The following is a 24,808-nucleotide window of genomic DNA, read 5'->3' as shown; positions in this document are numbered from 1 at the left end:
ATTAATTTTAGCGGTGAACTATGCTCTATGTATTACTTGAAAAACGAATAAAAATTCTGAAAAAACTCGGCGGGCTGACAAAACCTGCCATATACAGTTCCGAGTGGACGGATATCCTGACCGAAGAAGCCCGCAACTCGGTGATGATTGAGGGCGTTTATATCCCTGCCAGGGATGCCGAAGCGGTGCTGGTGCACAAGGAGCAGGTGAAAAATCCTTATGCTCCGAAGGTGCAGAGCTATCATAATGCATCGATAACGTATTATGAGCAGGCATATGCCAACAGAAGCAATTTCAGCATCGGATTCCGTTTTGAGGACTTCCGCAAACTGAACGGCCTTCTGGTGCTGGATGAAATGACCTATCCCGGCCTGAGAAGGGATAACAATGCAACTAATCCGGAATATGGGGATCTTCCTGATTTTGCGGAACTTCCTCAGCTGCTGGATATATATCTGGTGTACATCAATTCCCGTGTGGATGCCTACCGCACCGGACGGATAAACCTGAAAGATTTCATAGGATTTCTGGCAAAACAGCACGGCTATTTCGAGTCCGTTCATCCGTTTGAGGATGGAAACGGCCGTTCAGGCAGGATACTCACGAATTACATTCTTATCGCCAGCGGACTCCCGCCTATCATAATGAAAGGCGAAGAGGACAGCAGTGAGCATTATTTCTCTGCTATCAAAGAGTTTAAAGAGCAGATGGGGTTCACCCTCACTCTGCCTCAGTCATACCACAATATCCCCGACAAGCTGACGGAGATTGTTTCGGAAAAGATGACCTCGCTTTTTGCGGAGCTTGTCTGCGAAAGTCTGGATATGTACCTGTGCCGACTTCTGGAAGCTAAGAAGAGTTATAAGCTGAAACCGCTGGGGCGTTTCGGACTGGGGCTTTCGCTCTCCAATCTTAAGATGCTCATGGACAGGCGCAACTTCATTGCGGTTATGCGCAACGGCGAGTGGATGAGTCACGAAGATTTTGACCTGCGGAAAGATATCCTCTAGAGCGTTTAACGAAATTATTAACGTATTAGTTGTATGCGCAAAACGTCACCCTGAACGGAGTGAAGGGTCTCTGCTCAAACTGAGATGCTTCACTGCGTTCAGCATGACAAACTTAATACCTCGAATGGGATTAAGCAGTGTACGATAAATATTTCGTTAAATCCTCTAATAGTGGCCGTATTCCGACTTTGGGTTTCTCTGTGCCGCCCACTTCAGGAGTGCATCCAGTGCAGGACACAGTTCTTTTCCTGTTTCCGTGAGCGAATACTCAACCTTCGGCGGAACCTGCGGGTAAACTATTCTGCTGACGATACCGTCGTTTTCCAGAGCCCTCAGCTGCTGAATCAGCATTTTCTGTGTCACATCCGGAATGGATTTTTCAAGCTGAGAGAACCTTAGTGTTCCATATGCGAACAGATTCATTATTATCAGCAGTTTCCATCTTCCTTCCAGAATCCGGATGGCATCCTGAATACCTGTAGCCGCTGCATCGGGTGTTATCTTAACATACTTACTTTCGGGTAAGTACCCTACTTTATCGTGTGTACTTGACATAATCTCAGTGTAATCTGTATCTTAGAAAAAATCAACCGCAGGCCTCGGTGAACAATTTAAAGGAGAGACTTTCATGTATAATTTTGAAGGTAAAAAAGCGTTCGTAACCGGAGGCACAAAAGGCATGGGCAGGGCTATAGCTATGCGTCTGGCGGAGCTTGGGGCTGTTGTTGCTGTTACTGCCAGAGAGATCCCTGCGGATTTTCCGCTGAAGGGTGTTTCTGCCGATATTTCGGAGCGGGAAGGGGCATTGAAAATAACTGAATATGTGAAGAGTGAGTTCGGCTCAGTGGATATTCTGGTGAATAATGCCGGAGGGTCAAAATCTCCGATGGGAGGGTTTGCCGCCCAGACGGATGATGAATGGCAGAGGATGTTCGAGTTCAATCTTTTCGGCGCAGTCAGGCTGGACAGGGCTTTGCTGCCGGACATGATAAAAAAGGGCAGCGGGGTCATAATCCATATCTCGTCAATCCAGAGTCACAAACCCATATACGAATCCACTCTGGCCTATGCGGCGGCAAAGGCCGCCCTGAACAACTACAGTAAAGCGCTTTCTCTGGAAGTTGGCAGACACGGGTTGCGGGTTAATGTGATATCCCCCGGTTTCATAGAGACAGAATCCGCCGGAACATATATAAATCAGATAGCGCAAGATAAAAACATAACCGAATCTGAGGCCAGACAGCAGATTGTGGATTTCATCGGCGGGATTCCTCTCGGCAGAACAGGCAGTCCGGAAGATGTGGCCGAGCTGGCTGTGTTTCTGGCTTCGGACAGTGCGAAATGGATAACAGGGGTTGAATACCGCATTGACGGCGGAACCATACAGACATTATAGGAGGCAGTATGTCATACTACATTATATTTATCAAAGAAAGGCTCAGAGACGAGGCCGAGATTGAGGAATACAGAAAGCTGGTTCCTGCGGCGGCCGAAGGCAGAGACATGAAGAGGCTTGCCCTTTACGGGGATATAGAGACTCTGGAAGGGCCGGAAGCCAAGGGGGTTGTTCTTCTTGAGTTTAAGACCAAAGAGGAGGCTCTTGACTGGTATAACAGCGATGAATACAAAAAAGCCCGTGCCCACAGATTCTTAGGTGCGGATTATAGAGTTGTTATGTTCGAAGGCGCATAAAAAATATCAGCCTGCATTGTCAATGAACGGTGCAGGCTTTTTTAATTTATTTCACAAAATCCTTAGCATTTAATTCTATCTCTGACTTAAAATTTAATATATAATTGTTTCAATAAAGACAGTCCCAATATTATTTTTATCCTAGCCCGGAGTATTTGCTGTTGAAGATAAGAAGGTATATGCCAAGGATTAAACTTTTTGTATTTATCAGTATCTTGCTGTTTTCCGGCTATGTGACGACAAATATAGTCAGTTATCAGGCCGCAAAGGAAAGTCTGCGCAGCAGTATCATCAATACCTCTCTGCCTCTCACCCGTGACAACATCTACTCCGAGATCCAGCGTGACCTTATGCGCCCCATTTTCATCTCTTCGCTCATGGCAAACGATACCTTTCTGAAGGACTGGGCCATCGACGGCGAACACGATGTTGAGAGGGTGAAAAGATACCTCCTTCATATAATGGAGAAATACAAGTTCTTTGCTTCTTTCTTTGTTTCCGAATCCACCGGAAACTATTACTATTACAACGGAATACTCAAAAAGATATCTGAAGACGTTCCCCGTGACAGGTGGTATTACAAATTTACTGCAAAACCTGAACCCTATGAGGTCACAGTGGATACGAATCAGGCCGCCAGAAACACCATGACCATCTTCATAAACCACCGTGTGCTGGACTATGACCATAAACTTATCGGTGTTACAGGTGTGGGGCTGGAGTTTGACCGTATAAAAAACATGCTTTCCGAATATCGTGTCAGATATGATCGTGACATATACCTTGTTGATACCAAAGGAAACATTCAGGTCGGAGCCCGCAGCGGGGGGATAACCGAAGCAAACATAAAAAAAGCCGAAGGGATAGCCGAGATAGCCCCGCAGATTTTGCAGGTGAACTACGTATCCGGCAATTTCGAATATGACTACAAAGGGGAGCACATGCTCCTCACATCCAGATATATACCCGAACTGGACTGGTATCTTCTGGTGGTTCAGAACCAGAACGCCGCCCTTAAGAGCATCTGGCAGAACTTTGTGAAAAACACGATGATAGGTTTTGTGCTGACCCTGCTCATTCTGGGAGTGATAATCTCCATGCTTAATTACTATCAGAACAGGCTGGAGTGTATCACTGAGACAAACCTTGTTACCGGAAGCTACAACCGGAGCGATTTTGTGCGAACCTTTGAAACAAAAGCCGGGGAAGCAAAAAGGAACAGGAGCAGTCTGTCTGTTGTTATAATGGATATCGATGATTTCAGAGGAATAAACGACCGTTTCGGCCACATCTGTGCCGATAACGTCCTTGAGCGTGTTTCCCTTGTGATAGCCGCCGAACTGAGGCAGAATGACATTATGACCAGATGGGGAGGAGACGAGTTCATCGTTCTCACCGCATGTTCCGCAGAAGAGGCGAACCATCTTGCAATGAGGATTCAGGACAGGATAAACAACGACAAGGACATTCTTAAACTCACGGAAAAAGAGACTGTTTCAGTTTCCGTGGGCATTTCCGTTCTGGCCGAGGACGACAACGAAGCCAGCATAACCTACCGTGCCGAAACCGCTCTTTCAGACGCAAAGGAAATAGGCAGCAATACCATCCGCACCCTTTGACAGCATAATAATTTCCATGACAATTTCAACCTTGACATCCGTTTATTTTTATTATTTACTTACCGATAGGTAGGTGAGCCGGAAAATGGATATAAAACAGGACGACGCAAGGCAGAGGCTTTTGGATGCGGCGCTGAAAATCTTTATGACAAAGGGCTATGCGGCCGCTTCCGTCAGTGAGATTGTTCAGGCGGCAGGGGTCACAAAGCCCATGCTCTATTATTATTTCAAGAACAAAGAGGGAATATACACCGAGCTTATGATGCTCTCTTTCAGAGAGTTCGATGCAATGCTCGCCAGATATTCCGAACCGAAAAGCCCTATAAAAGACACCCTTATGAATATGTTCAACGAACTGATGGTTCTTCAGGACGAGCGCATGGATTATGTACGGCTTATCTATGCCATGGTATACGGTCCTGCGCAGGGTGCTCCCGCTGTTGATTTTGAGGTGTTCCACACCAGAATGGCCGCCAAAATAGCTGAAATGATTCAGGCGGGTATCGAAAGAGGCGAATTTGAGCCGGTGGATGTTGCGGATTTTTCTACACTGCTTATATCCGTGCTTTTTTTCTGTATGGATTCAAGGGTGATAGACTGCGCCGTGTCAATGTCGGCGGAGGACATGAGCCGGATTATCGGAAAAGTATTCAGTAAAATATTGATAAAATAGAGGGTTATTTTTATGAAGAAAAAACTGATCTATATAGCGGTTGCGCTGGTGGTGGTGCTGGTCATTGCTGCCGCCGCAGGAAAAAAGAAAACCAAGCCCGAGGAGGCTGCAAAGCCTGACGAGGGTATTTCCGTTCAGACGCAGACAGTTCAGGCTCAGGACGTTGAGAGTTTCATAGATGCCACAGGAAACCTCACGGCGAAAAACCGTGCCGAGGTTCGTTCCGAGGTCTCTTCTGTTATCAGAGAGGTCTATGTTCATGACTGGGTCAAGGTCAAGAAGGGCGATATGCTCGCCAGAATAGATTCGGAAGAGGTTGCGGCTGTTGCGGCGAAGGCAAAAGCGGCGGCAGAGACTGCAAAGGCGGCATATCTGGAATCGCAGACATATCAGAACCGTGCCGAGCGTGAATATGAGAGGATGCAGAACCTCAGCCAGTCAGGGCTTGCCACACGTCAGCAGATGGATGACGCCACTACTGACAGAGCGGCTGCAAAGGCAAGAGTTGCCTCCGCACTGGCACAGGTTAGAGCTGCGGAAGAGGACTACAGACAGGCTTCCGTCCGTCTGGGTAAAACTGCGATAACTGCTCCCATATCGGGCACACTGGCTGCCCGCAACGCAAACGTGGGCGATATGCCCGGCGGTGACAACAGCCCTGCGCTGTTCATTATAGTTGATGATTCCATATTCGACCTGAACGTAAGCATCCCCTCGGTGGACATAGCCGGAGTGGGTGTCGGCAGCAGGGTTGAGTTTACGGTGGACGCTTTCCCGTCGAAAATCTTTGACGCAAAGGTGGCGCACGTCAACCCGCAGGTGGATTCCGCCGACAGGTCGGTCAAGGTGAATATAGAGGTTAAAAACGAGGAGAACCTGCTTAAATCCGGTTTCTTCGTCAAAGCCAGAATTTACACAGGAAACAGGATCAAGGCTGTTCTTCTGCCTCAGTCGGCTGTTTTCGGAACAAACACTGCGGAGCGCAAAGCCAAGGTATATGTTGTTGAAAACGGTGCGGCGAAGCTGAAAGAGGTTTACACAGGTAACACATATAACGGTCTGATAGAGATCACCGACGGTCTGAAAGACGGCGAACAGGTGGTTGTAAGGGGCGGTTTCACAATCAAGGACGGGGATAAAGTCTCCGTTGGAAAATAGGGGGAATGAATGTTTCTCTCCGACTTATCGATAAAACGTCCGGTATTCGCCACGGTCATAATGCTGACTCTGGTGGTTCTGGGTATATTTTCATACAAAAGGCTTTCGGTGGAGGAGTTTCCGAACGTTGAAATTCCCGTTGTATCCATCGTAACCAAATACGAAGGCGCATCCGCTCAGTCTGTGGAAACAGAGGTCAGCAAGAAGATAGAAGAGGCCGTTAACCCCATTGCGGGCGTTAAAAAAGTTTTTTCATATTCATCAGAGGGAGTTTCCACGGTGGTTGTGGAGTTCGAGCTTGAGGTGGATATCGACTCGGTTAACCCGGAGGTCAGGGCGAAGATAGGCACCATAAGGGGCGATCTGCCGTCTGACATTGAGGAACCCATTATCCAGAAGCTGGACTTCAACGCAATGCCTGTTGTGTCAATTGCGGCTGAGTCCGACGTGCTCTCCTCAAGGGAGTTGACGGACGTGGTGGACAAGACCATCAAAAAACGCCTCGAATCCATTCAGGGCGTGGGTAAGGTGGATATTGTCGGTGCGGCTGAAAAAGAGGTCAACATAGTCATCGACCCTTTGAAACTTGAAAGCCTCGGAGTTTCTGCCGCCGCCGTTATGAACGGTATAAAGCAGGAGAACATAAACACTCCCCTCGGCCGTATGACAAAGCAGGACGGAGAATACAGCGTCAGGGTTTCCGGTAAGAGTGAATATGTGGATCAGCTGAACAGGCTGACAGTGACGGCTCTGGACGGCAGACCCGTCAGGCTGTCGGAAGTTGCCGCCATCGTTGACGGCATAGAGGAGAAGCGCACCACATCGCTCTATAACGGCAAACCTGCGATATCTCTGGATATTCTTAAACAGTCCGGCGCAAACGTTGTTCAGGTGGTGGACGATGTTCTCGCCCGTGTGGAGAAGATAAAGACGGAACTGCCTGCGGACGTTCGTGTTACTGTTGTGCGTGATGCATCCCAGCAGATCCGTGACTCGCTCACAGACGTTGAGCACACGCTTATCATAGGCGGCTTTCTCACCGTGCTTATAGTATTTCTTTTCATAAACTCATGGCGTTCAACGGTTATCACGGGACTTACCCTCCCCATATCCGTTATATCCGCCTTCATAATAATCTACGCTCTGGGGATGAGCCTTAACGTTATGACGCTCATGGCGCTATCCCTAGCCATAGGTATGCTTATTGACGATGCAATCGTTGTGCGGGAGAATATCGTCCGGCACGTTGAGATGGGCAAGGATCACATGACGGCCGCCCGTGAGGGTACGGCGGAGATCGGCCTTGCGGTCATGGCTACAACCCTTTCGGTCATGGCGGTTTTTGTTCCCGTGGCTTTCATGAAGGGTATAGTGGGAAGATTCTTCTTCTCATTCGGAATGACAGTGGCATTTGCCGTTGCAGTCTCCCTTCTGGTCTCCTTCACCCTTGACCCCATGATGTCGTCACGATGGCACGACCCCGCAATAGAAAACCCGCAGGGAACTTGGCTCGGCAGGCGAATCCATAAATTTAACCAGTTATTCGACAGAATAGCCGAAAGTTACAAGGGGATAATACGTTGGGCGCTTCAGCACAGGATAACCATATCTGTGGTGACAACGGTGTCATTCTTCTTCGGAATATTCCTGTTCGGAACCCTTCAGGCCTCCTTCATGGCGGACTATGACAAGGGCGAGTTTCAGGTCAGCTTTACAACCGCCCCCGATGCATCGATTTATGAGAGTGAGAACAGGCTGAAAGCCATGCTTGATTCCATAAAGAATATTCCGGAGGTTGAGCACACCTACGGAACCATAGGCTCAGGCGACAACGGAGTTGTCCGCAAGGGTGTTCTGTATGTCAAACTTGTGGATATGGACAAACGGGAGAAGACCCAGAAGGAAGTGGAGCAGATATTCCGTGAGCGATTCAAAACCGTTGCGGGTGTGAGAACCTCAATAGAGGAGGCGGGCGGTCTCAACAGCTCAAACAAGCCTCTGGTGGTCACTCTGCAGGGTGATGATATCGAACAGCTTAAAAAGACCTCCGCAGAACTGAAAGCAAAAATGCGTGAAGTGAAGGGGATCGTGGATATAGATACTTCTCTTGAGGACGATACCCCTGAATACAGAATTAAAGTGGACAGGGACAAAGCCGCCGCTCTGGGGCTTAACTCTCAGGATGTTGTGAATACCGTCGGTATACTTTTCGGCGGCAATCTGGCATCCACATTTGAAGAGAAGGATGGAGACGCAGTTGATATCAGGGTCAGACTGGACGAAAAATACAGACAGAACCCCGAACAGCTTATGAATCTGAAACTTGTGGTTCAGAGCCAGAACGGCGGAAACGTTCTGGTTCCGCTGAGAAACGTTGCCACATATGAGGTGGACAACACCCCTTCACAGATAAACAGACAGTCCCTTTCCCGCAAGGTGGACGTGACTGCGAACCTCGACAATCTGCCCATAGGCACAGCTGTGAACCTTGTTAAAAAAGAGATCGAGACAATAAAAACGCCTCCCGGCTACACATTTTCGTTCGCAGGCGAGGGCGAGGATATGGCCGAATCTTTCGGATATATGGCCGAGGCTCTGATTCTGGCCGTTCTGATGGTTTATCTGGTGCTTGCGGCACAGTTCGAATCCTTCATCGAACCGTTTGCGATCATGTTCTCTCTGCCCCTTTCAATCGTGGGTATGGCGGGCATGCTTCACCTTACAGGCGACACCATAAACATCATGTCGCTCATAGGGTTGATAATGCTGATGGGATTGGTGACCAAGAACGCAATCCTGCTGATAGACTATGCCAAGCATCTTCGGGGAACCGGAATGGAGAGAACCGAAGCACTGGTTCAGGCCGGACGCACAAGGTTCCGCCCCATCATGATGACCACGCTGGCAATGATATTCGGTATGCTCCCGCTGGCACTGGCAATCGGTGCGGGTGCGGAGATGAGAGCCCCCATGGCGAGAGCCGTTGTGGGCGGACTTATCACGGCCACCGTACTTACGCTGGTGGTGGTTCCGGTCATGTACACCATTCTGGATGATATGGCTGTGAAAGTGAAAAGGATTTTCGGAGGTCATGCATGAGAAAACTTCTGATAATACTCGCACTGATGCTCCCTGCGGCGGTATTTGCGCAGGATGCCAGAGTTCTGACCCTTGACGAGGCGGTGGCCATTGCAATGGAAAAGAACAAAAGCATTGAGCAGGCGAAAGAATATATGACCTATCTGCAGGGTATCTACGTTGAGGAGCGTTCGGCGGCACTGCCCAAGGCAACCCTTTACGGCGGTGTATCCAGAAACAGGGACGCATCCACGGGGTCGGCTGTCAACTCCGACGTTTATAACTCCTATAACGCCGGAGTCTCAGTTAAGCAGGCTCTTTTTACATGGGGACAGGTCGGTGCGGCCATTCGTGCGGCAAAGATAGGCCTGCGCACGGGTGACGAACAGCTCAGGCTTTACAGGCAGGCGGCGGTGCGTGACGTAAACGTTGCTTTCACCGATATCCTGCTTACAAAACAGCTGCTTTTCATAGCAGAAGAGAACGTAAAACAGCGTCAGAGACATCTGGACGAGGCGGAGAAAAAATATAAGCTGGGAACGGCAACCGATTATGATGTGCTGTCAGCCAGAGTTGCACTTAAAAACGCACAGCCGGATGTTATCTCATATAGAAACAGCCTTACGGTTGCCAGAGACAACCTGAAATTCATCCTTGGGGTGGATTATGAGGTTGAGGTTCAGGGTGAGCTGAAACCTGCGGATATCAAACCCGCAGACTATGATTCCGCCCTTAAATCGGCACTGGCGAACAGGCCTGAGATACTGGACAAGAAGCTTATGGTGGATTTCAACAGAGAGCTTGTTCAGGTCAGCAAGGCAGGGGACAAGCCCAGAGTGGATTTTTCAGGTTCATTTGACAGGATAAAACTGGACGGCGAAGACGAAAAGAACCTCACAAACTGGAGCGCAGGGGTTAACCTCAGCTTTCCTTTCTTCGACGGAATGGCCACAAAGGGCAAAATAATTCAGGCGGAGAGCGACCTGAGAAGGACTAAACTTCAGCAGCTTCAGGCGGAGGATTCGGTCTCTCTGGATGTAAGACAGGCCGTCAGCCGTGTTAAAGAGGCTGTGGAGGTCATAGAGGCTTCAGAAGGTACGGTTTCAGAAGCGGAAAAACTGCTGGATATGGCCGAAAAGGGCTACAGATTCGGAGTTAAGACCAAACTGGACGTTGACGATGCCGAATATAACCTCAGAAGCTCCCGTGTGCGGCTTGCGCAGGCCTGGCGTGACTACAGGGTTCAGTATGCGAACCTGCTCTGGTCGGCGGGCATAATAGGCGAGAAAAAAGATATGTAAAAGATAAAGGCTTCCGGAAGGAAGCCTTTTTTAATGCTCTATATTTCGTTCGTGCTTTTCACTGTGCTGTAAAAGTGGTTCAGAGCGGCGAGGAAAGACTTCTGCACCTCTTCGGCCTTAACTGTGTCGCCGTCTATTATAAGGTCTCTTGTGGCGCATGCATCCCCGACCACAACCGTGTTGTAGCCCATATCCCTTGCGGCTCTGACAGTGGCATCCACACACATATGGGTCATCATGCCGACTATCGTGATATCAGTTATTCCCATACTGTCCAGATGCTCCTGAAGGCCTGTTCTTATGAAGCTGTTGGGAAAGTGCTTTACGATGACTTTCTCATCTTCAAGGGGCTTTACACGCTCGTTTATTTTCACTCCCTCTGTATCCGGCAGAAAAAATCCGGCCTCGGGTCTGGATGCAACGTGCTGAATATAGATAACGGGAAGCTTCTCTCTGCGGAACTTGCTTATGACCGTCTTTGCGTTGTCGGCGGCTTTTTCTGCGCCGACAAGCTCCATAAGCCCGCCTTTGAAATAGTCGTTCTGAATATCGATCACCAAAAGAGCCTGTTTCATGTTTCCTCCCTAGCTTTTAACTGACGGCAGCTTTATTTCGAACACCGCACCGCCGTTTTCGTTGCGGACGGTGAAATCACCGCTGTGTTTCTGAATAATTTTTTTACACATATAGAGTCCGAGTCCCGAACCCTCTTTCTTCTTTTTGGTAGTGAAATAGGGGGTGAAAATCTTTTCCACTATCTCAGGGCTTATGCCGCCTGCGTTATCCCCGATGCGCATATAGCATGCACCGTCCTTCTCCTCCATCTCGATGGATATCCTGCCCACAAACATCTTATCCTTTTCCTTAACTTCCATGATTGCATCTTTGGCGTTGTTCAGCAGGTTGACCATCACATGTTTGAACTCGTTGGGATTTGCGGATGCAAACACGCTCTTTTTCCCTCCGGAATCCACTGATATTTCTATTTTTTTCTTTTGCAGTGCCGGCTGGAGCAGTTTAAGAACCTCGTCCGCAGTGCGCACCATATCCATTTTCATGTCAAGACTGTTGGAAGGTTGAATGAAATCCATGAAATCGTTTATGGTTTCGCTCATGAATGTTATCTGAGCCATACATTTTTCGACTATGTCTTCTCGGCGGGCCTTCTCTTTTTCGTCAACTTCTTCATCCGTCATGTTCTGAACGTACATGGCAAGGATGTTAAGCGGCTGTTTCCACTGGTGTGCCAGTGCGCTGAACATTTCGCCCAGAGTGGCCAGCTTTGACTGCTGAAACAGCATCTGCTCTTTTATATACAGCCTGTTTTCGTGCTCTTTCAGTTTTTCATCCAGAACAATTCGGAGCATTTCCGACTTATAGCTGTTCTGCATCGCAAGAAAGACTGTTCCGAATATCAGAAGAATTGTCACCGAACCTATGAAAAGTGCGAGCTGATACAGCCGGACTATATAGCTGAACTTGTTGTCACGTGACATTTTTATGAAATATGCGACCTGCTGGTCGAGAATATTACTTATGGGAAGAAATGACGCCGTTATCTCTTTGCCGTTTATGACGGTGTGCTCAGAAAAGGGCTCTCCGGAGGTGAGGCGGTTCTGAATTATGGGTTTGAATATCTCACAAGCGTAAAGATATTCCTCAATGCTGCCGAAAACCGCCGCATTATCCTGAAGGTATTCATAGCTCACATTCTCTCTCAGATAGTTTTCCGCCAGTTCCGACTGGGCGTAGCTGAATCCGGGTTTGCGTGATGAGTCTGCTCCAACGGCTGTCTTTTTAACGATGAAATCATATGTTCCGGAGCCGAAGGAGTTCATGTTCTCAGCAAGGTAAACGGCTGATACCCCAAGCTCCAGACTGCCGATGTGAACAGAGTTGTAAACCAGAGGATAGACAAACCTGACCCCGTTGAAAGTGCCTCCCTCTTCAAAAGCTTCTGTGTAGCGCACCATACGGTTTGCTGTTTCAACAGTCAGCTTGGAAGAGATCACAGGACCGCTTCCGTTCACATCAACGCTCATCAGAAGAAAGTTGTCCGAATCTCTGGTGTGGAATTGCAGCTGTTTCAGCCCCAGTTTAACCTGCTGTTCGTAAATGGAGCGGAGCTTCTGCTGCATCAGTCTCTTTATTTCTTCTTTCCGCTCTGGTGATGCTTTGTCAGCCTCCGCAAAAAGCTGAAGAATACCGTGGTCGCTGTTTATAATTACGTTGTAAAATGCGTTTGAAATGTTTCTGGCGTTGGTTATGCCGGATGTATATGATGATGAAAGCAGAGCTGTCTCATCTTTCAGATGCTGATTCAGAAATATATCCCGTGCTTTTCCCAGTCCGAAAAAGAATATGAGTTCGCACGCAATCAGAGTAATGATTATTATTACGGTCTTTGTTTTCATTAAGTTTTTTCCTGAATCATGCCTTATTTTTAATATTACCATAACCTTTAACTTGTTTTTGTGCAAATCCTGCACACTGTTGAGAAATGATTATACTCCCTGTTTTTGTATATTATCAAGTTAATACTTTATTACAAATGCTTTGCATAAATATAAATCTTGGCATGCATATTGGTATTATAAATGGCATCAAGACACGTTCAGGAGGAAAAGAACGATGAAACGTACAGTAATTTTTACTTTAGCACTGATGCTGGCAGCCACAATGGCATTTGCATACGGCGGCATGGGAAGAGGCAACGGAATGATGGGAGGTTATGGAATGATGGGCGGCGGATGCGGTCAGTGTCAGCAGTTCGGTCAGCCCGGACAGCCCGGACAGCCCGGTCAGCCTGCTGTGAAAGCGATCACCAAGGAAGAGGCTCAGAAAAAAGTGGATGCATATATCGCTTCGAACCTGAAAGGCTACAAGGTAGAAAAGACTCAGGAATTCCAAGGCCGCATGCATACTATGTATAACTTCTTCGTGAAGGATGCTTCCGGCAACCAGTTCATCCTCAGAGTCAACCCCTGGGGCAACGTGATGGGACCTTTCGTAACTCAGAAATAAATAATTAAGGCGGGGTTTTGCCCCGCCTTTTTCATTTACATATCAAGCAGTTCAAACTCTTTTAAAGTCTTCTCGTCAAAGTCCAGAGTGTTAACATCCTGCCCGTCGATGCTGATTGCCTGACCGGGCTTCATTGTAAAGGTTTTAACATATTCAGTGTACTGCTTCTGAAGCTCAGTAACATATTTGTCATATTCGCCCATCATCTTGCGGACATAGGCCTCGTATTCGTCCATTACAACCTTGCCGTGCTTGCGGAACTCGCCTTCAACGGAATCAACGGATATCTCTCCGTCTTTCAGATAGACTTTCGCTTTGCCGTCTTCTGCCACGTCGATAAGGAACTCGGTTCCTTTAACTCCGATAACTGCGGTTTTAAGCCCCACTATAACGGTTCCGGTTTCAGCACCTCTCTTTTTAATGCTGAAAACCACCCTGCCGCTTTCCGGTGAATATTTGTTGTTTTCCGAGAAGGATACCACTGCATTTTCGGAAAGGGCTATTTTGTCGCCTGAATTAAGCACAACCAGAGCTGTAGAGGCTCTTTTGGAGGCAACCTTGTTTTTTATGTTCAGTGCAGTGTCGGGAGCGTTAAGCATAACCGGACGGGGTGAGGATCCGTCGAATACTTCGATGCGTCCTGTATATTTCTTCACTGTGCCTATGCCTTCTGCGGCAAGGAGCGAGCAGGGGATTAATAAGCAAATAATGATGAGTGTGATGTTTTTCATATGAATCTCCTATCCGATATTAGCGTATTCCACATTCATAGATAAGTGAAAAATACCTCATAATCAATGTTATTATATATCATTCTGCGCAAAATTATATGGAAACATTTGACTCCGTGTGTTAAATTCTACATAAGAGTCAAAGGATAGTCGGAGGTAATCTTATGAAAAAACTCATCCTGTTAATGTCTGTGCTTGCTTTTGCGCTTGTGGGCTGCGGCGACAAACCCCAACCCCCTCAAAAACTGGCAGATCCCTGTTTTGTAGGCGCTCCTTCATGGGTTCTTATGCCTAATGTTGAAGGCACTATCGCCGCTGTAGGCTCTGCTGCTAAATCAGCTGCCGGAATGCAGTTCACCAGAGATTCTGCAATGGCTAACGCCAGAAGCGAACTTGCCAGAATGATAGATGTTAAAGTCAATACAATGATGAAGGATTTCACTCAGGTGACAGGCGTGGGCGATGCTCAGACAGTCGACAAAGTGACCTCTTCAGTTTCCAAGCAGATCGCAAGCCAGTCTCTGCAAGGCTCAACCCAGAAAGACATCTGGATGTCTCCTTGCGGCGAAATGTATGTTCTGGTTGTGCTTGATGCCAAAAAAGTTGCTGACCTGACTAAACAGCAGGTTACATCCAGCCTGAAAAACGATGCCGCTCTGTGGCAGCAGTTCCAGGCACAGAAAGCTCAGGACGAGCTTGATGCGGCCATCAACAAAGAATTTGCAAAGTAAGATATCAAAATCTTAACACTGATAAAGGGCAGCTCGTCACTGCCCTTTTTTTATAGGTAACTTTATGAAACGAATCCTCATTTCCATTCTTTCCATGCTTCTTCTCCTCGTCTTTGCCGGATGTCAGGCCGAAAAATCTTCCGGCATAAATCTTATAAACGGAAAACCGGAGTGGTTCTTTGCGCCTTCAAAAGAGGGCAGAATAGGCGGAGTGGGTGTCAGCGGAGTGCATGTTGACGGTAAGACAGGTCAGAAGTCGCTGGCCACTCAGAGAGCACTGGAGGAGATTGCAAGGCAGATGGGAGTTAAGGTTCAGAGTTTTTCTTCTCTGAAATCGGTTTCCGACACTTCCTCAGGAACAACAACCAGCGGTGAGACCAGCTCCTTTTTCACCGTTGACGGAACCGAGGTCAGAGCCAGAATAGAGGCGATCTGGGAAGATCCCTATACTCAGGAGCTTTATATCTGGATGGTGGCACAATGATAAAACTCTTTCTGTCTGTTCTGCTTCTGGTTTCCTTTTCGGCATTTGCCGACAGCTTTGAAGATTATAAAAAGATGCAGGACGGCGGTTTTCAGGGCAGCAAAAACGAATGGACAGCCTATAAGGCGGATATCCAGAAAGGCTTTGAAGCCTATAAGAACATTATGGATAAAGAGTTTGCCAAATACAAAAGTGATATTCTCAAGGTTTGGGATGTTGCGGAGGTTTCGGACAACTACAGATGGGTCGAATATCTGAATAATTATAAGATAAAGAAGATAGTGGATTTTGAAAAGGGAACCGTAACTGTTCAGGTGGTTTCCGACGGCAAAAAGCCCGACTTCACCCCTGTGGTCAAAGACCTGCTAACCGAGGATTCCGCAACGGCCTTCGGGCGTGACCCTGTTTCGGTGAACACCGATAAACAGCTTAAAGAACAGGTGCCCGGCACAGTCTCTGATAAAGTCAAACCTCTGCCCATAATGCAGAATCTTTACTCGGACAAACCCATGAACGACAATCAGGTGAACGGTTTGGCCAAGCAGCTTGTTTCTGGTGCGGACTATTCACAGAAGCCGTCTGAAAAAACGGGCGGAACCGTATACAGCATGACAGTGAAACTCCCTGAAGATATCTATAAGAAGGGAGCGGAAGAGGTCAGGCCGCATGTTCAGACCTATTCGAAACAGTTCCAGCTCGATCCCGCTCTGGTTATGGCTGTGATATACACTGAGAGCAGGTTTAACCCCATGGCGAAATCATATGTTCCCGCTTACGGACTGATGCAGATAGTTCCTCAGTCGGCGGGGCTTGATGCCACGGAGTTTATGGAGGGCGAAAAGCGTATCCTTGCGCCTTCATACCTTTATAACCCCGAAAACAACGTCAAAGTTGGCACAGCATACTTTTATCTCCTTTATAACAAATACCTCAAAGGCATAACCGATCCGAAAAGCCGCCTCTACTGTGCAATTGCCGCATACAACACAGGGGCGGGCAACGTTGCCTATGCATTTAACGACCCGAATCTGAAAAATAAATATAACGTCAACACAGCTCTTCCGGCCATAAATGCAATGTCTCCGGATCAGGTGTATAATCACCTTAGAAACAACCTGAGATATGAAGAGGCCAGAAACTATATTGTTAGGGTCTACGGTAAAATCAAGGATTATACGGAGTAAGCATATGAAAGCACTGATAATTCCAGTTATAGCCGCCGCAGTGGCATTCGGCTGTGCGGCAGAAAAAAAACCTGTTACCCCTGTTAAGCAAAGCTCGGCAGCTGTTCAGAGAGCAAACGCCGAAGCCGCCCAGCAGGAGATGGACGAGGATATAAAATCAGGTGTGCCGACCCTCCGTGAACCTGTGATAGCGGCACCTCAGGCGGTTATACGCCCAAAAGAGGAACCGAAAGTGCCCCTGCCCGAAAAGACAGTCGCAACAGTAAGCTCGCTTAAGCCGGTTTCAAAATATCCCATGAAAAACGGCTATCCGGAATGGTTCTACACTCCTGTTTACGACGGCTATATCGGCGCTGTGGGCATAGCCAAAAAACAGCCCTCCGGCGGCATGTCTGCTCAGAAGAGGGTAGCCAGATCCATGGCTCAGAAAGATCTGGCAAAACAGGTGGAAGTGCTTGTTACATCAGAACTTACGCTTGAAACGCTGAACGTTGACAGACCTACGGTGAAATACTACAGAGAGAAGCTCAGCAGTCTCACCAGAGAAAATACAGATCAGTTTCTGACCGATTTTAAAGTTCAGGACGAATGGCTGGACGAGCGCACCGGTGAGTATTACATATGGATGGTTCTGTCAAAATAGTATAATATTAAACAGAATGATAATTATATTGGGCTTGCTTTTTTTGACAGAATACACTTAAATGTATCTAAACAATCTTAAATTAGCAAAGGTTGGTCATGAAAATCACTGTAGAAGATAAAGGAACGGCAAAGGTCATCAGACCTTACGGCAAAATTGACATCCTGACCTCATCCGAACTTCGCTCGACTCTGGGCGAACTGACGAAGAAAAAGGTCATGAAGATCATAGTAGACCTTGCTCAGGTGACCTATCTGGATTCGTCCGGTCTGGCAACCCTGTTGGAGTCTCTTAAAAACCTTAAAGAATACGAAGGCAAGATGCAGCTGGCGAACGTTCCCGAAAGGATTCTGAAGGTTCTTTCGCTTATGAAGCTGGATCTCATTTTCGATATAATTCAGGACGATACTCTCTGATAAAAAAGCCCGCTTAAAAGCGGGCCTTTTTGTTTCTAGTCTTTAATATCCGTTTTCCATCCGCTGAAAATCGAGCTTATGTCGCCTGAATGGGTTCTGAAGTCAACCAGAACTGCCGCATAAAGGTGAACAATCAGGAAGCTGGCTATAATATACACCATGAAATAGTGCAGATAGCGAACCCACTGGTTTGACATGATGCCGAAAATTGAACCGAAAAAGGCATAGAACGCACCGTCGGGGTGAATCTGTGTCCAGAGGGCATAGCCGGAGAACATCTGAAACATGAACACCAGGAAAATACCTATGTATGCATACTGTGCCATAGGGTTGTGCGTCAGCAGATGGGGCGGTTTGTGCTCAAGAAAGGTGTAATATTTTGCAAAGGTTATTATCATCTTTCTGTCTTCTTTGTTGAACGGGTTATAAAATGTTCTGAAACTGGCGTATTTGTTGCCAACGACACCCCACCAGATTCTGGATAATACGCTTATGGAGAAAATTATCCCTGTCAGATAGTGAATATAGCGTGCGTATCCCATCATATAGGGGAAGTCAACAGGATTGGGTTTCAGAAAAGGATAGTGCATGTAGAGCCCAGTCATTACGAGGATGATTATGCACAGGACATTGACCCAGTGAGTTATGCGCACTGCGGCCTGCCACACATAAACAAAACCTCTGGCGGGCACTGATTCATAGCGGCGAACGTCTGCTTCTGCTGTTGCTGCTGACATGGTGTCCTCCTGTTCTTATTTCATACATAAGTTTATAACTATTTTTTACAAAAGTCCATTAAACCTGTGTTTGAAACAAAAAAACCGGAAGAAAATCACATGTTAAATTATAGCGTCAATCTCCGGCAGGATAACATCCAGAAAATATTTAACGCTCACCAGATCGCTTCTTGAGCATTTTTCTTTTATTTCCTGATATTTGTGTTTGAACGGCGAGTTGTTGCCCAGCTTAACCTCGGTCAGACATTCAAGCATTGCGTCAATGTAGTCGGCATATTTCAGAATGCGTCCTTCAAGGGTTTCGTCCTTCCCGCTGAAAAGCATGTTCTTGTATATTTTCTTATACGGTTCCTCAAGTTCTGTGAAGAGCAGTTCGTCGACTATCATATTTTCAATGTCGGCAACGGCGGCTTTCATCTTGGGAGTTTTGTTCTTAACATGACTGAGTATGTCCCCTGTGAAAGCCTCTATAACGTCGTGGTTCAGGGCTTTTTTATAGAGTATCTCCCAGTTGACGCTGTTTCCGTGTTCCTCTTCGATGATGCCCAGCATCTGGGCGATCTGGGTGACAAGGAACGAGTGTTCCGAAACGGAAGAACGGACGTGCATGAAATCGCTCGCCCATCTGCTGATGTGGTTCAGCCTTCTGGCTGCATGAAGATATTGTCCGAGTCCCATAACGCCTCCTCTTTTAGTATCGGAAAAAAAATATATATGTTTAATAGTGATTTTTTGTTTACCGGATGTTATATTAAAGAAAAACAAGTGTGCAGGAATATGATATTTGATAATTTCCTTGTGGGACGTCAACCTATTCTGGACAGAAACGAAGAGGTCTTTGGTTATGAATTTTTGTTCAGAAAGGCCGGCGACGTCGAAAACAAAGCGGAAATATTCGATTCAGTTGTCGCCACCTCCCGTGTGCTTGTAAATATCTTTCAGAATTTCGGCATAAAAAGCCTCACCAACGGTAAATACGCATTCATAAACATAGATGAAGAGATAATCGAGCAGGACGTTCTGGACGTTCTTCCCAAAGATAAGGTCGTTTTTGAGATAGTGGAGACCACTAACGTCAAGAAAGAGGTGGTGGAGAAGGTGGCCGCCTACCACAGAGACGGCTATATGTTCGCTCTGGATGATTTTGTTCTAAGCTCCGAATATTTTGCAATGTTCATGCCGCTGTTCCCCTACGTTGAATACCTCAAAGTTGACATGAAGGAGAACTGTCTGGTTAAGATGGAGCGGGTGGAGAAGATATTCAGCGGGCGGCATATGATGCTGCTGGCTGAAAAGGTTGAGACCAGAGGGGATTTCGATTTCTCCAGAGACTGTGGATTCGAGCTTTTTCAGGGGTTCTTTTTCGAAAAACCCACAGTTATGAACAAGCGAAACGTCGAACCGGGCAAAGCTGTCATTCTGCGGCTTCTGTCACATCTTTCCCAGAATGCCGAACTGGACAAGCTGGAAGCTGAGTTTCGCATTCAGCCGGAGCTTTCGCTCAAACTTCTTAAGCTCATAAACGCCTGCCAGTATTGTCTGCGGACAGAAATAAACAGTATACGCCATGCGCTGACCCTCATAGGCCGTGAAAATATGCGCAAATGGCTCACCATAATGCTCTATGCCAGTACAGGCGGAAAAATATTCAAGTCCACACTGCTGGAAACGGCCATGCTTCGTGCCCACACTCTGGAACTTTTATCCATAAAGGTTTTCGGAGAGAACTACACCGGAAGGGCGGATGCCTTTTTCATAGGGCTTTTGTCCTATGTTGATGTGGTTCTCGGAGTATCGAAAGAGGATCTTATGGAATCCATCAACGTTAAGCCGCTGATAAGAGAGGCTGTGCTGGAGAGAAAGGGCGAGCTGGGAAATCTTCTTGCAATACTCGAAGATGTGGACGATGCTAATTCCGAGATAAAACGGAACAAACTGGCTGCGCTGAGGCTCACCGAAGAGGACATCAGCGATGTTAAATTCCGGGGGCTTGACTGGCTGGCGGAACAGCAATCCGTTTACAACAGCATCTGAAACTACTATATTGTGCTTAAAGGCGGATATGGCAAAACCATCAAAGAATACAAATATCATAGTAGAGGACTCGAAATGCGCCCAGTGTGTGCATTTCAGACGTCTTCTCATCCCCGAAATGAAGACCTGCTTCAGCCTCAAATGTGCGGCTGAGGACAGGTATATTAAATCTCCCAAGAAAACCTGCTCAATGTTCCAGCCGGAAACCTGGGAGAAATTTCTCGATATTGGAGACGAAGATGAGGATTGAATATTCCAACAAGGTCATAAGGACTCTGACTGTCAAAGTTACCGATAAACCGGGATTCCTCGGAAAAATAACCACCGCCATAGGCGAATGCGGCGGACTGATAGGTGAAATTTCCACAACCCACGTCGGAAAGGGATATAAGATCCGTGCTCTGGACGTCTACGCTGAAGATGAGAACAACCTCAACGAAATGCTCCTTGCGCTTAAAAACATTGAAGGCAGCGAGCTTGTTTCGGTAACGGATGTTGTTGAGGAGAATCACATGGGTGGAAAGATCGAGATACGCCCCACTGTGGATATCAATTCTCTGGACGACCTCCGCATAGTCTACACGCCCGGTGTGGCCTCAATCTGCCACAAGATTCAGCAAAACCCCGAACTTGCCAGAAAATTTACAACTATCAGCAACAACGTTGCGATAGTCACCAACGGAACGGCTGTCCTCGGCCTTGGCGACATAGGTGCAGTTGCCGGAATGCCCGTTATGGAGGGCAAAGGCATGCTGTTCAAGATTCTGGCGGATATCAACGGCATCCCGATACTTCTTGATACCAAAGACCCTGAAGAGATAATCAACACCATAAAGCATATAGCTCCAACATTCGGAGCAATCAAGCTGGAAGACATAAAGGCTCCGGAGTGCTTCGAGATTGAGGAGAAGCTGGATGCAATGCTTGATATTCCGGTTCTGCACGATGATCAGCACGGAACAGCGGTTGTTGTTCTGGCGGCACTCATAAACATTGCCAAATATACGTTCCTTAACCTCCGTGAGTCCAGTGTTGGCATAATCGGCCTCGGAGCCGCAGGAACGGGAATAATGAAGCTCCTTAAGGCCTACGGAGTTAAGACGTTTAACGGTGTGGACCTTGATGTGTCCGCCATGGAGCGTTTCGAAAGCCTTGGCGGAACCAGAAAAGACCTGAGAGGGGTTGTGTCGGAATCCAGAATTGTTATCGCAACCACAGGCTGTCCGAACCTCATAACACCGGATATGATTCAGGAGGGGCAGGTTATCCTTGCGCTCTCTAACCCTAATCCCGAAATAGATCCTGACCTTGCCGTTAAGAGCGGAGCAATATTCGCCGCAGACGGTAAATCGGTTAACAACGCACTTGCGTTTCCCGGACTTTTCAAGGGTGCTCTGATTTCAAACGCCAGAACTATAAACGACCAGATGAAGATCGCAGCGGCAAAGGCAATCGCTTCCTTCGCTCTGGACGGCGACCTTGTGCCGAATATTCTCGACAAGAACGTCCACAATGCGGTGGCGAAAGAGGTTGAGACAGCGGCCTACAGATCCGGCTCTGCCAGATACACAGAGGAATAATGTGCTTTATACGGGTTTCCTGTTGCTAAAAAAGCAAAAGATGAATAGTGTATCCGAAACAGAAGGGGGCATAGATGCTTAACAAGGAACTGGTATTCATTCTTGAGAACGGAAAGAACGCTCTGGTGATAAACCTGAATAATTTCAACACTATAGAGTTTGACGACACCAAGCTTTCCGTTATGATAGACCACGGAACTTCAGAGAGAAGCGTGGACTTTGACAACAAAAAATCATACAGCGATTTCAAGGCGCAGATTGTCGGCGCACTGATAGAGGAAGAGCAATAAGCCTTTAAACAGGCATTTTCAGAGGCGGGGCGATGCTCCGCTTTTTTTGTGCCCATTCATAAAACGATATTGACAATCATTATCAATTATGTAAGATGAGCCTGTCACAATATTAACCCTAAGGAGAAATTGTATGGGCAGCATCGGACTTTTTTACGGATCCAGCGGCGGAACGACAGAGGGCGTAGCACAGAAAATAGCTGCGGCTCTTAATGCAAAAGGCTTTGTGGTGGATGTCATCAACATTGCTAACGCAAACAAGGCCGTTTTTGAAAAGTATGACAAATTGATCCTCGGCTCTTCCACATGGGGCATGGGCGACCTTCAGGATGACTGGGAAAACTTCATGGGCGAACTGGAGGAGATAGATTTCAACGGTAAGACTGTTGCCTTTTTCGGCACAGGAGATCAGGACACATATTCGGATACCTTCCTCGATGCAATGGGAATCCTTTATGAGAAGGTGGTGGACAGCAAAGTGAACATAGTGGGCACATGGCCTGTTGACGGATATAATTTCAGCGATTCTAAGGCTGTTATCGACGGCGAGTTCATAGGGCTTGCCATTGACGATGATAATCAGGCTTCCATGACAAAAAAGCGCATAGCTGACTGGGCAGATATGCTGACAGGTCAGATGGCGTAGAATTTTTCAGAAACAGCTTCTGAGCTTAGAATATTTGATAACATCGTAAGCCAAAAAAAGCCCGGGTATTCCCGGGCTTTTATATTTTGTCATTCTGAATGAAATGAAGAATCTCTCTTCTCTACCTCATTATGACGATGGTATATAATCGATTATGCACCGACCATTATTTTGGCTACGTCGCCTTCAACATCGCCGATGGGCTTGATGTCGAAGTTGTCAACGAGGACTTTTGCCACGTTGGGTGAGAGGAAAGCGGGAAGGGTCGGTCCGAGGCGTACGCCTTTAACACCGAGGAAGAGCAGGGCGAGGAGCACCGCAACTGCCTTCTGCTCGTACCATGCGATATCGAATGACAGAGGAAGTTTGTTGATGTCGTCCAGACCGAATACTTCTTTCAGTTTAAGGGCGATGACTGCCAGCGAGTAGCTGTCGTTGCACTGACCTGCGTCAAGCACTCTGGGGATACCGCCGATGTCGCCGAGATTCAGCTTGTTGTAGCGGTATTTTGCACAGCCTGCCGTAAGGATGACTGCATCCTGGGGAAGGTTTTCGGCAACTTCTGTGAAGTAGCTTCTTTCCTTGTGGCGGCCGTCGCATCCTGCCATAACAACGAATCTTTTGATTGCGCCTGCTTTAACAGCCTCAACCACTTTGTCTGCAACAGCCATGACCTGAGCGTGTGCGAAACCGCCGACGATCTTGCCTGTTTCGATCTGAGTAGGAGCGGGACATGTTTTAGCCAGAGCGATAACTTCGCTGAAGTCTTTCTGACCGCCTTCTTTTCTGTCGGCGATGTGTTTAAGACCGGGGTAGCCTGCCATGCCTGTTGTGAACATTCTGTTCTTGTAAGATTCTCTCACGGGCACGATACAGTTAGTTGTCATAAGGATAGGACCGTTGAAGGATTCGAATTCCTTGTCCTGTTTCCACCATGCGTTTCCGTAGTTGCCCACGAAGTTTTCGTATTTTTTGAATTCGGGGTAGTAGTGAGCGGGGAGCATTTCGCTGTGGGTATATACATCCACGCCTGTGCCTTTAGTCTGCTCAAGCAGGTCTTTAAGGTCTCTCAGGTCGTGACCGGAGATAAGGATGCCGGGTCTTGCGCCGACACCGATGTTAACTTCAGTAACTTCGGGGTTGCCGTATGTGGATGTGTTGGCTTTGTCCAGCAGAGCCATAGTGGTTACTGCGGATTCGCCTGTTTTCATTATCATAGCCACCAGTTCATCAGCGGACAGGTCTTTTGTTGTTGCTGCCAGAGCTTTGAACATGTGGTTGTAGATTGCTGTGTCTTCATAGCCGAGAACATATGCGTGGTCAGCGTAGGCTGCGATGCCTTTCAGACCGTAGATGAGCAGTTCGCGCAGAGAGCGGATGTCTTCGTTTTCCTGAGAGAGAACGCCGAAGGAGTTGCCTTTTGCGATTGCATCAGCCATGCTTGAGGGGATCCAGTTTGCGCAGTCGCAGGTGACGTTTGCGCCGGAGATCGCTTTGAGTTCGTTGCGGAGTTTAACGCCTTCAAGGATAAGCTCGTAGATACGGGCATCGTCGAAGTTTGCGTTGGTTATTGTGGCGAAAAGCGCCTGTGATACAAAACGGCCGTATTTTTTGTCGGCGTTTGTGTTTTCTGCATAAAGAGAGATGCCTTTCAGCGTGTGGACAAGTGCATCCTGAAGAGCGGCGCAAGTATCGGTTTTACCGCATACGCCTTTAACGGTACAGCCTGTTCCTTTGGCTGCTTCCTGACATTGAAAACAGAACATACTCATTTGGT

26 protein-coding genes are annotated in these 24,808 nt (G+C 47.5%); 19 read left to right on the top strand and 7 right to left on the bottom strand.

The features are described 5' to 3' along the window. Window positions 1-20 precede the first annotated feature (20 nt). On the top strand, window positions 21-1,010 hold the full coding sequence (locus C8D98_RS08770; RefSeq protein ID WP_132873757.1) for a Fic family protein: 990 nt from the start codon (window positions 21-23) through the stop codon (window positions 1,008-1,010). A 165-nt stretch (window positions 1,011-1,175) separates the two neighbouring features. Here the strand turns inward: C8D98_RS08770 and C8D98_RS08765 are convergent, their stop codons facing one another. Then, window positions 1,176-1,565, bottom strand: a complete 390-nt coding sequence (locus tag C8D98_RS08765; RefSeq protein WP_132873756.1) for a winged helix-turn-helix transcriptional regulator — start codon at window positions 1,563-1,565, stop codon at window positions 1,176-1,178. 73 nt (window positions 1,566-1,638) lie between these two features. On the opposite strand from C8D98_RS08765, the gene C8D98_RS08760 reads away from it, so the two are divergent. From C8D98_RS08760 to C8D98_RS08730, 7 genes are all read left to right on the top strand, one after another. Then, window positions 1,639-2,406 carry an SDR family oxidoreductase gene (locus C8D98_RS08760; RefSeq protein WP_132873755.1) on the top strand — a complete coding sequence of 256 codons (768 nt, stop codon included), beginning with the start codon at window positions 1,639-1,641 and terminating at the stop codon, window positions 2,404-2,406. Between the two features lie 8 nt (window positions 2,407-2,414). Then, the gene (locus C8D98_RS08755) at window positions 2,415-2,702 is read left to right on the top strand and encodes a DUF1330 domain-containing protein (RefSeq protein WP_207891252.1); all 288 of its coding nucleotides are present in this window, start codon (window positions 2,415-2,417) and stop codon (window positions 2,700-2,702) included. A gap of 179 nt (window positions 2,703-2,881) precedes the next feature. Continuing rightward, a complete protein-coding gene (locus tag C8D98_RS08750; protein WP_132873754.1) occupies window positions 2,882-4,321 on the top strand; it encodes a diguanylate cyclase in 1,440 nt (479 codons plus the stop codon). A gap of 85 nt (window positions 4,322-4,406) precedes the next feature. Continuing rightward, the gene (locus tag C8D98_RS08745; RefSeq protein ID WP_132873753.1) at window positions 4,407-4,994 is read left to right on the top strand and encodes a TetR/AcrR family transcriptional regulator; all 588 of its coding nucleotides are present in this window, start codon (window positions 4,407-4,409) and stop codon (window positions 4,992-4,994) included. 12 nt (window positions 4,995-5,006) lie between these two features. Next, on the top strand, window positions 5,007-6,152 hold the full coding sequence (locus C8D98_RS08740) for an efflux RND transporter periplasmic adaptor subunit (RefSeq protein ID WP_132873752.1): 1,146 nt from the start codon (window positions 5,007-5,009) through the stop codon (window positions 6,150-6,152). 9 nt (window positions 6,153-6,161) lie between these two features. Further along, window positions 6,162-9,251 carry an efflux RND transporter permease subunit gene (locus tag C8D98_RS08735; protein ID WP_132873751.1) on the top strand — a complete coding sequence of 1,030 codons (3,090 nt, stop codon included), beginning with the start codon at window positions 6,162-6,164 and terminating at the stop codon, window positions 9,249-9,251. Continuing rightward, complete coding sequence (locus C8D98_RS08730; RefSeq protein ID WP_132873750.1) at window positions 9,248-10,531, top strand: TolC family protein; 1,284 nt, start codon at window positions 9,248-9,250, stop codon at window positions 10,529-10,531. Before C8D98_RS08735 ends, C8D98_RS08730 begins: the two co-directional genes overlap by 4 nt. 38 nt (window positions 10,532-10,569) lie before the next feature. Here C8D98_RS08730 and C8D98_RS08725 read toward each other — a convergent pair whose 3' ends face one another. Both C8D98_RS08725 and C8D98_RS08720 read right to left on the bottom strand, forming a co-directional pair. Beyond that, the gene (locus C8D98_RS08725) at window positions 10,570-11,106 is read right to left on the bottom strand and encodes a cysteine hydrolase family protein (protein ID WP_132873749.1); all 537 of its coding nucleotides are present in this window, start codon (window positions 11,104-11,106) and stop codon (window positions 10,570-10,572) included. 9 nt (window positions 11,107-11,115) lie between these two features. Then, window positions 11,116-12,945 carry an ATP-binding protein gene (locus C8D98_RS08720; RefSeq protein WP_165871247.1) on the bottom strand — a complete coding sequence of 610 codons (1,830 nt, stop codon included), beginning with the start codon at window positions 12,943-12,945 and terminating at the stop codon, window positions 11,116-11,118. Between the two features lie 217 nt (window positions 12,946-13,162). Here C8D98_RS08720 and C8D98_RS08715 point away from each other — a divergent pair, with 217 nt between their 5' ends. Further along, entirely contained in the window at window positions 13,163-13,555 is a 393-nt protein-coding gene (locus C8D98_RS08715; protein ID WP_132873747.1) for a PepSY domain-containing protein, read from the top strand. 35 nt (window positions 13,556-13,590) lie between these two features. Here the strand turns inward: C8D98_RS08715 and C8D98_RS08710 are convergent, their stop codons facing one another. Further along, window positions 13,591-14,286 (bottom strand): FecR domain-containing protein, encoded by a 696-nt coding sequence (locus tag C8D98_RS08710; RefSeq protein WP_132873746.1) that lies wholly within the window; start codon window positions 14,284-14,286, stop codon window positions 13,591-13,593. Between the two features lie 164 nt (window positions 14,287-14,450). Here C8D98_RS08710 and C8D98_RS08705 point away from each other — a divergent pair, with 164 nt between their 5' ends. The 5 genes from C8D98_RS08705 (at window position 14,451) to C8D98_RS08685 (ending at window position 17,744) form a co-directional block, all read left to right on the top strand. Further along, the gene (locus C8D98_RS08705; RefSeq protein ID WP_132873745.1) at window positions 14,451-15,017 is read left to right on the top strand and encodes an LPP20 family lipoprotein; all 567 of its coding nucleotides are present in this window, start codon (window positions 14,451-14,453) and stop codon (window positions 15,015-15,017) included. A gap of 64 nt (window positions 15,018-15,081) precedes the next feature. Continuing rightward, window positions 15,082-15,501, top strand: coding sequence for a hypothetical protein (locus tag C8D98_RS08700; RefSeq protein ID WP_132873744.1), 420 nt, complete (start codon window positions 15,082-15,084; stop codon window positions 15,499-15,501). After that, window positions 15,498-16,685, top strand: a complete 1,188-nt coding sequence (locus tag C8D98_RS08695) for a murein transglycosylase domain-containing protein (RefSeq protein ID WP_132873743.1) — start codon at window positions 15,498-15,500, stop codon at window positions 16,683-16,685. The genes C8D98_RS08700 and C8D98_RS08695 overlap by 4 nt, the downstream gene beginning before the upstream one ends. Before the next feature lie 4 nt (window positions 16,686-16,689). Beyond that, window positions 16,690-17,328: an LPP20 family lipoprotein gene (locus C8D98_RS08690; protein WP_165871246.1), complete on the top strand. Its 639-nt coding sequence runs from the start codon at window positions 16,690-16,692 to the stop codon at window positions 17,326-17,328. A gap of 98 nt (window positions 17,329-17,426) precedes the next feature. Continuing rightward, window positions 17,427-17,744, top strand: a complete 318-nt coding sequence (locus C8D98_RS08685) for an STAS domain-containing protein (RefSeq protein ID WP_132873741.1) — start codon at window positions 17,427-17,429, stop codon at window positions 17,742-17,744. A 35-nt stretch (window positions 17,745-17,779) separates the two neighbouring features. On the opposite strand, the gene cybH is transcribed toward C8D98_RS08685, so the two are convergent. Then, window positions 17,780-18,481 carry a Ni/Fe-hydrogenase, b-type cytochrome subunit gene (gene cybH, locus C8D98_RS08680; protein ID WP_132873740.1) on the bottom strand — a complete coding sequence of 234 codons (702 nt, stop codon included), beginning with the start codon at window positions 18,479-18,481 and terminating at the stop codon, window positions 17,780-17,782. A 102-nt stretch (window positions 18,482-18,583) separates the two neighbouring features. Then, window positions 18,584-19,159 carry an HD domain-containing protein gene (locus C8D98_RS08675; protein WP_132873739.1) on the bottom strand — a complete coding sequence of 192 codons (576 nt, stop codon included), beginning with the start codon at window positions 19,157-19,159 and terminating at the stop codon, window positions 18,584-18,586. Between the two features lie 99 nt (window positions 19,160-19,258). Between C8D98_RS08675 and C8D98_RS08670 the strand changes: the two genes are divergently transcribed. The 5 genes from C8D98_RS08670 to fldA all read left to right on the top strand — a co-directional run bounded on the left by C8D98_RS08670 (window position 19,259) and on the right by fldA (window position 23,031). Then, window positions 19,259-20,515 carry an EAL and HDOD domain-containing protein gene (locus C8D98_RS08670; protein ID WP_165871245.1) on the top strand — a complete coding sequence of 419 codons (1,257 nt, stop codon included), beginning with the start codon at window positions 19,259-19,261 and terminating at the stop codon, window positions 20,513-20,515. A 28-nt stretch (window positions 20,516-20,543) separates the two neighbouring features. Further along, window positions 20,544-20,765 (top strand): hypothetical protein, encoded by a 222-nt coding sequence (locus C8D98_RS08665; RefSeq protein WP_132873737.1) that lies wholly within the window; start codon window positions 20,544-20,546, stop codon window positions 20,763-20,765. Next, entirely contained in the window at window positions 20,755-22,095 is a 1,341-nt protein-coding gene (locus C8D98_RS08660) for an NAD-dependent malic enzyme (RefSeq protein WP_132873736.1), read from the top strand. Before C8D98_RS08665 ends, C8D98_RS08660 begins: the two co-directional genes overlap by 11 nt. A 74-nt stretch (window positions 22,096-22,169) precedes the next feature. Continuing rightward, window positions 22,170-22,385, top strand: a complete 216-nt coding sequence (locus tag C8D98_RS08655) for a hypothetical protein (RefSeq protein ID WP_132873735.1) — start codon at window positions 22,170-22,172, stop codon at window positions 22,383-22,385. 133 nt (window positions 22,386-22,518) lie between these two features. Continuing rightward, entirely contained in the window at window positions 22,519-23,031 is a 513-nt protein-coding gene (gene fldA, locus C8D98_RS08650; protein ID WP_132873734.1) for a flavodoxin FldA, read from the top strand. 152 nt (window positions 23,032-23,183) lie between these two features. On the opposite strand, the gene hcp is transcribed toward fldA, so the two are convergent. Further along, window positions 23,184-24,797 carry a hydroxylamine reductase gene (gene hcp, locus C8D98_RS08645; protein WP_165871244.1) on the bottom strand — a complete coding sequence of 538 codons (1,614 nt, stop codon included), beginning with the start codon at window positions 24,795-24,797 and terminating at the stop codon, window positions 23,184-23,186. Window positions 24,798-24,808: the final 11 nt, after the last annotated feature.

It is taken from the genome of Seleniivibrio woodruffii, assembly GCF_004339245.1.
In the GTDB taxonomy this organism is placed as follows: Bacteria; Chrysiogenota; Deferribacteres; order Deferribacterales; family Geovibrionaceae; genus Seleniivibrio; species Seleniivibrio woodruffii.
This window is presented reverse-complemented; position numbering and strand designations above follow the sequence as displayed.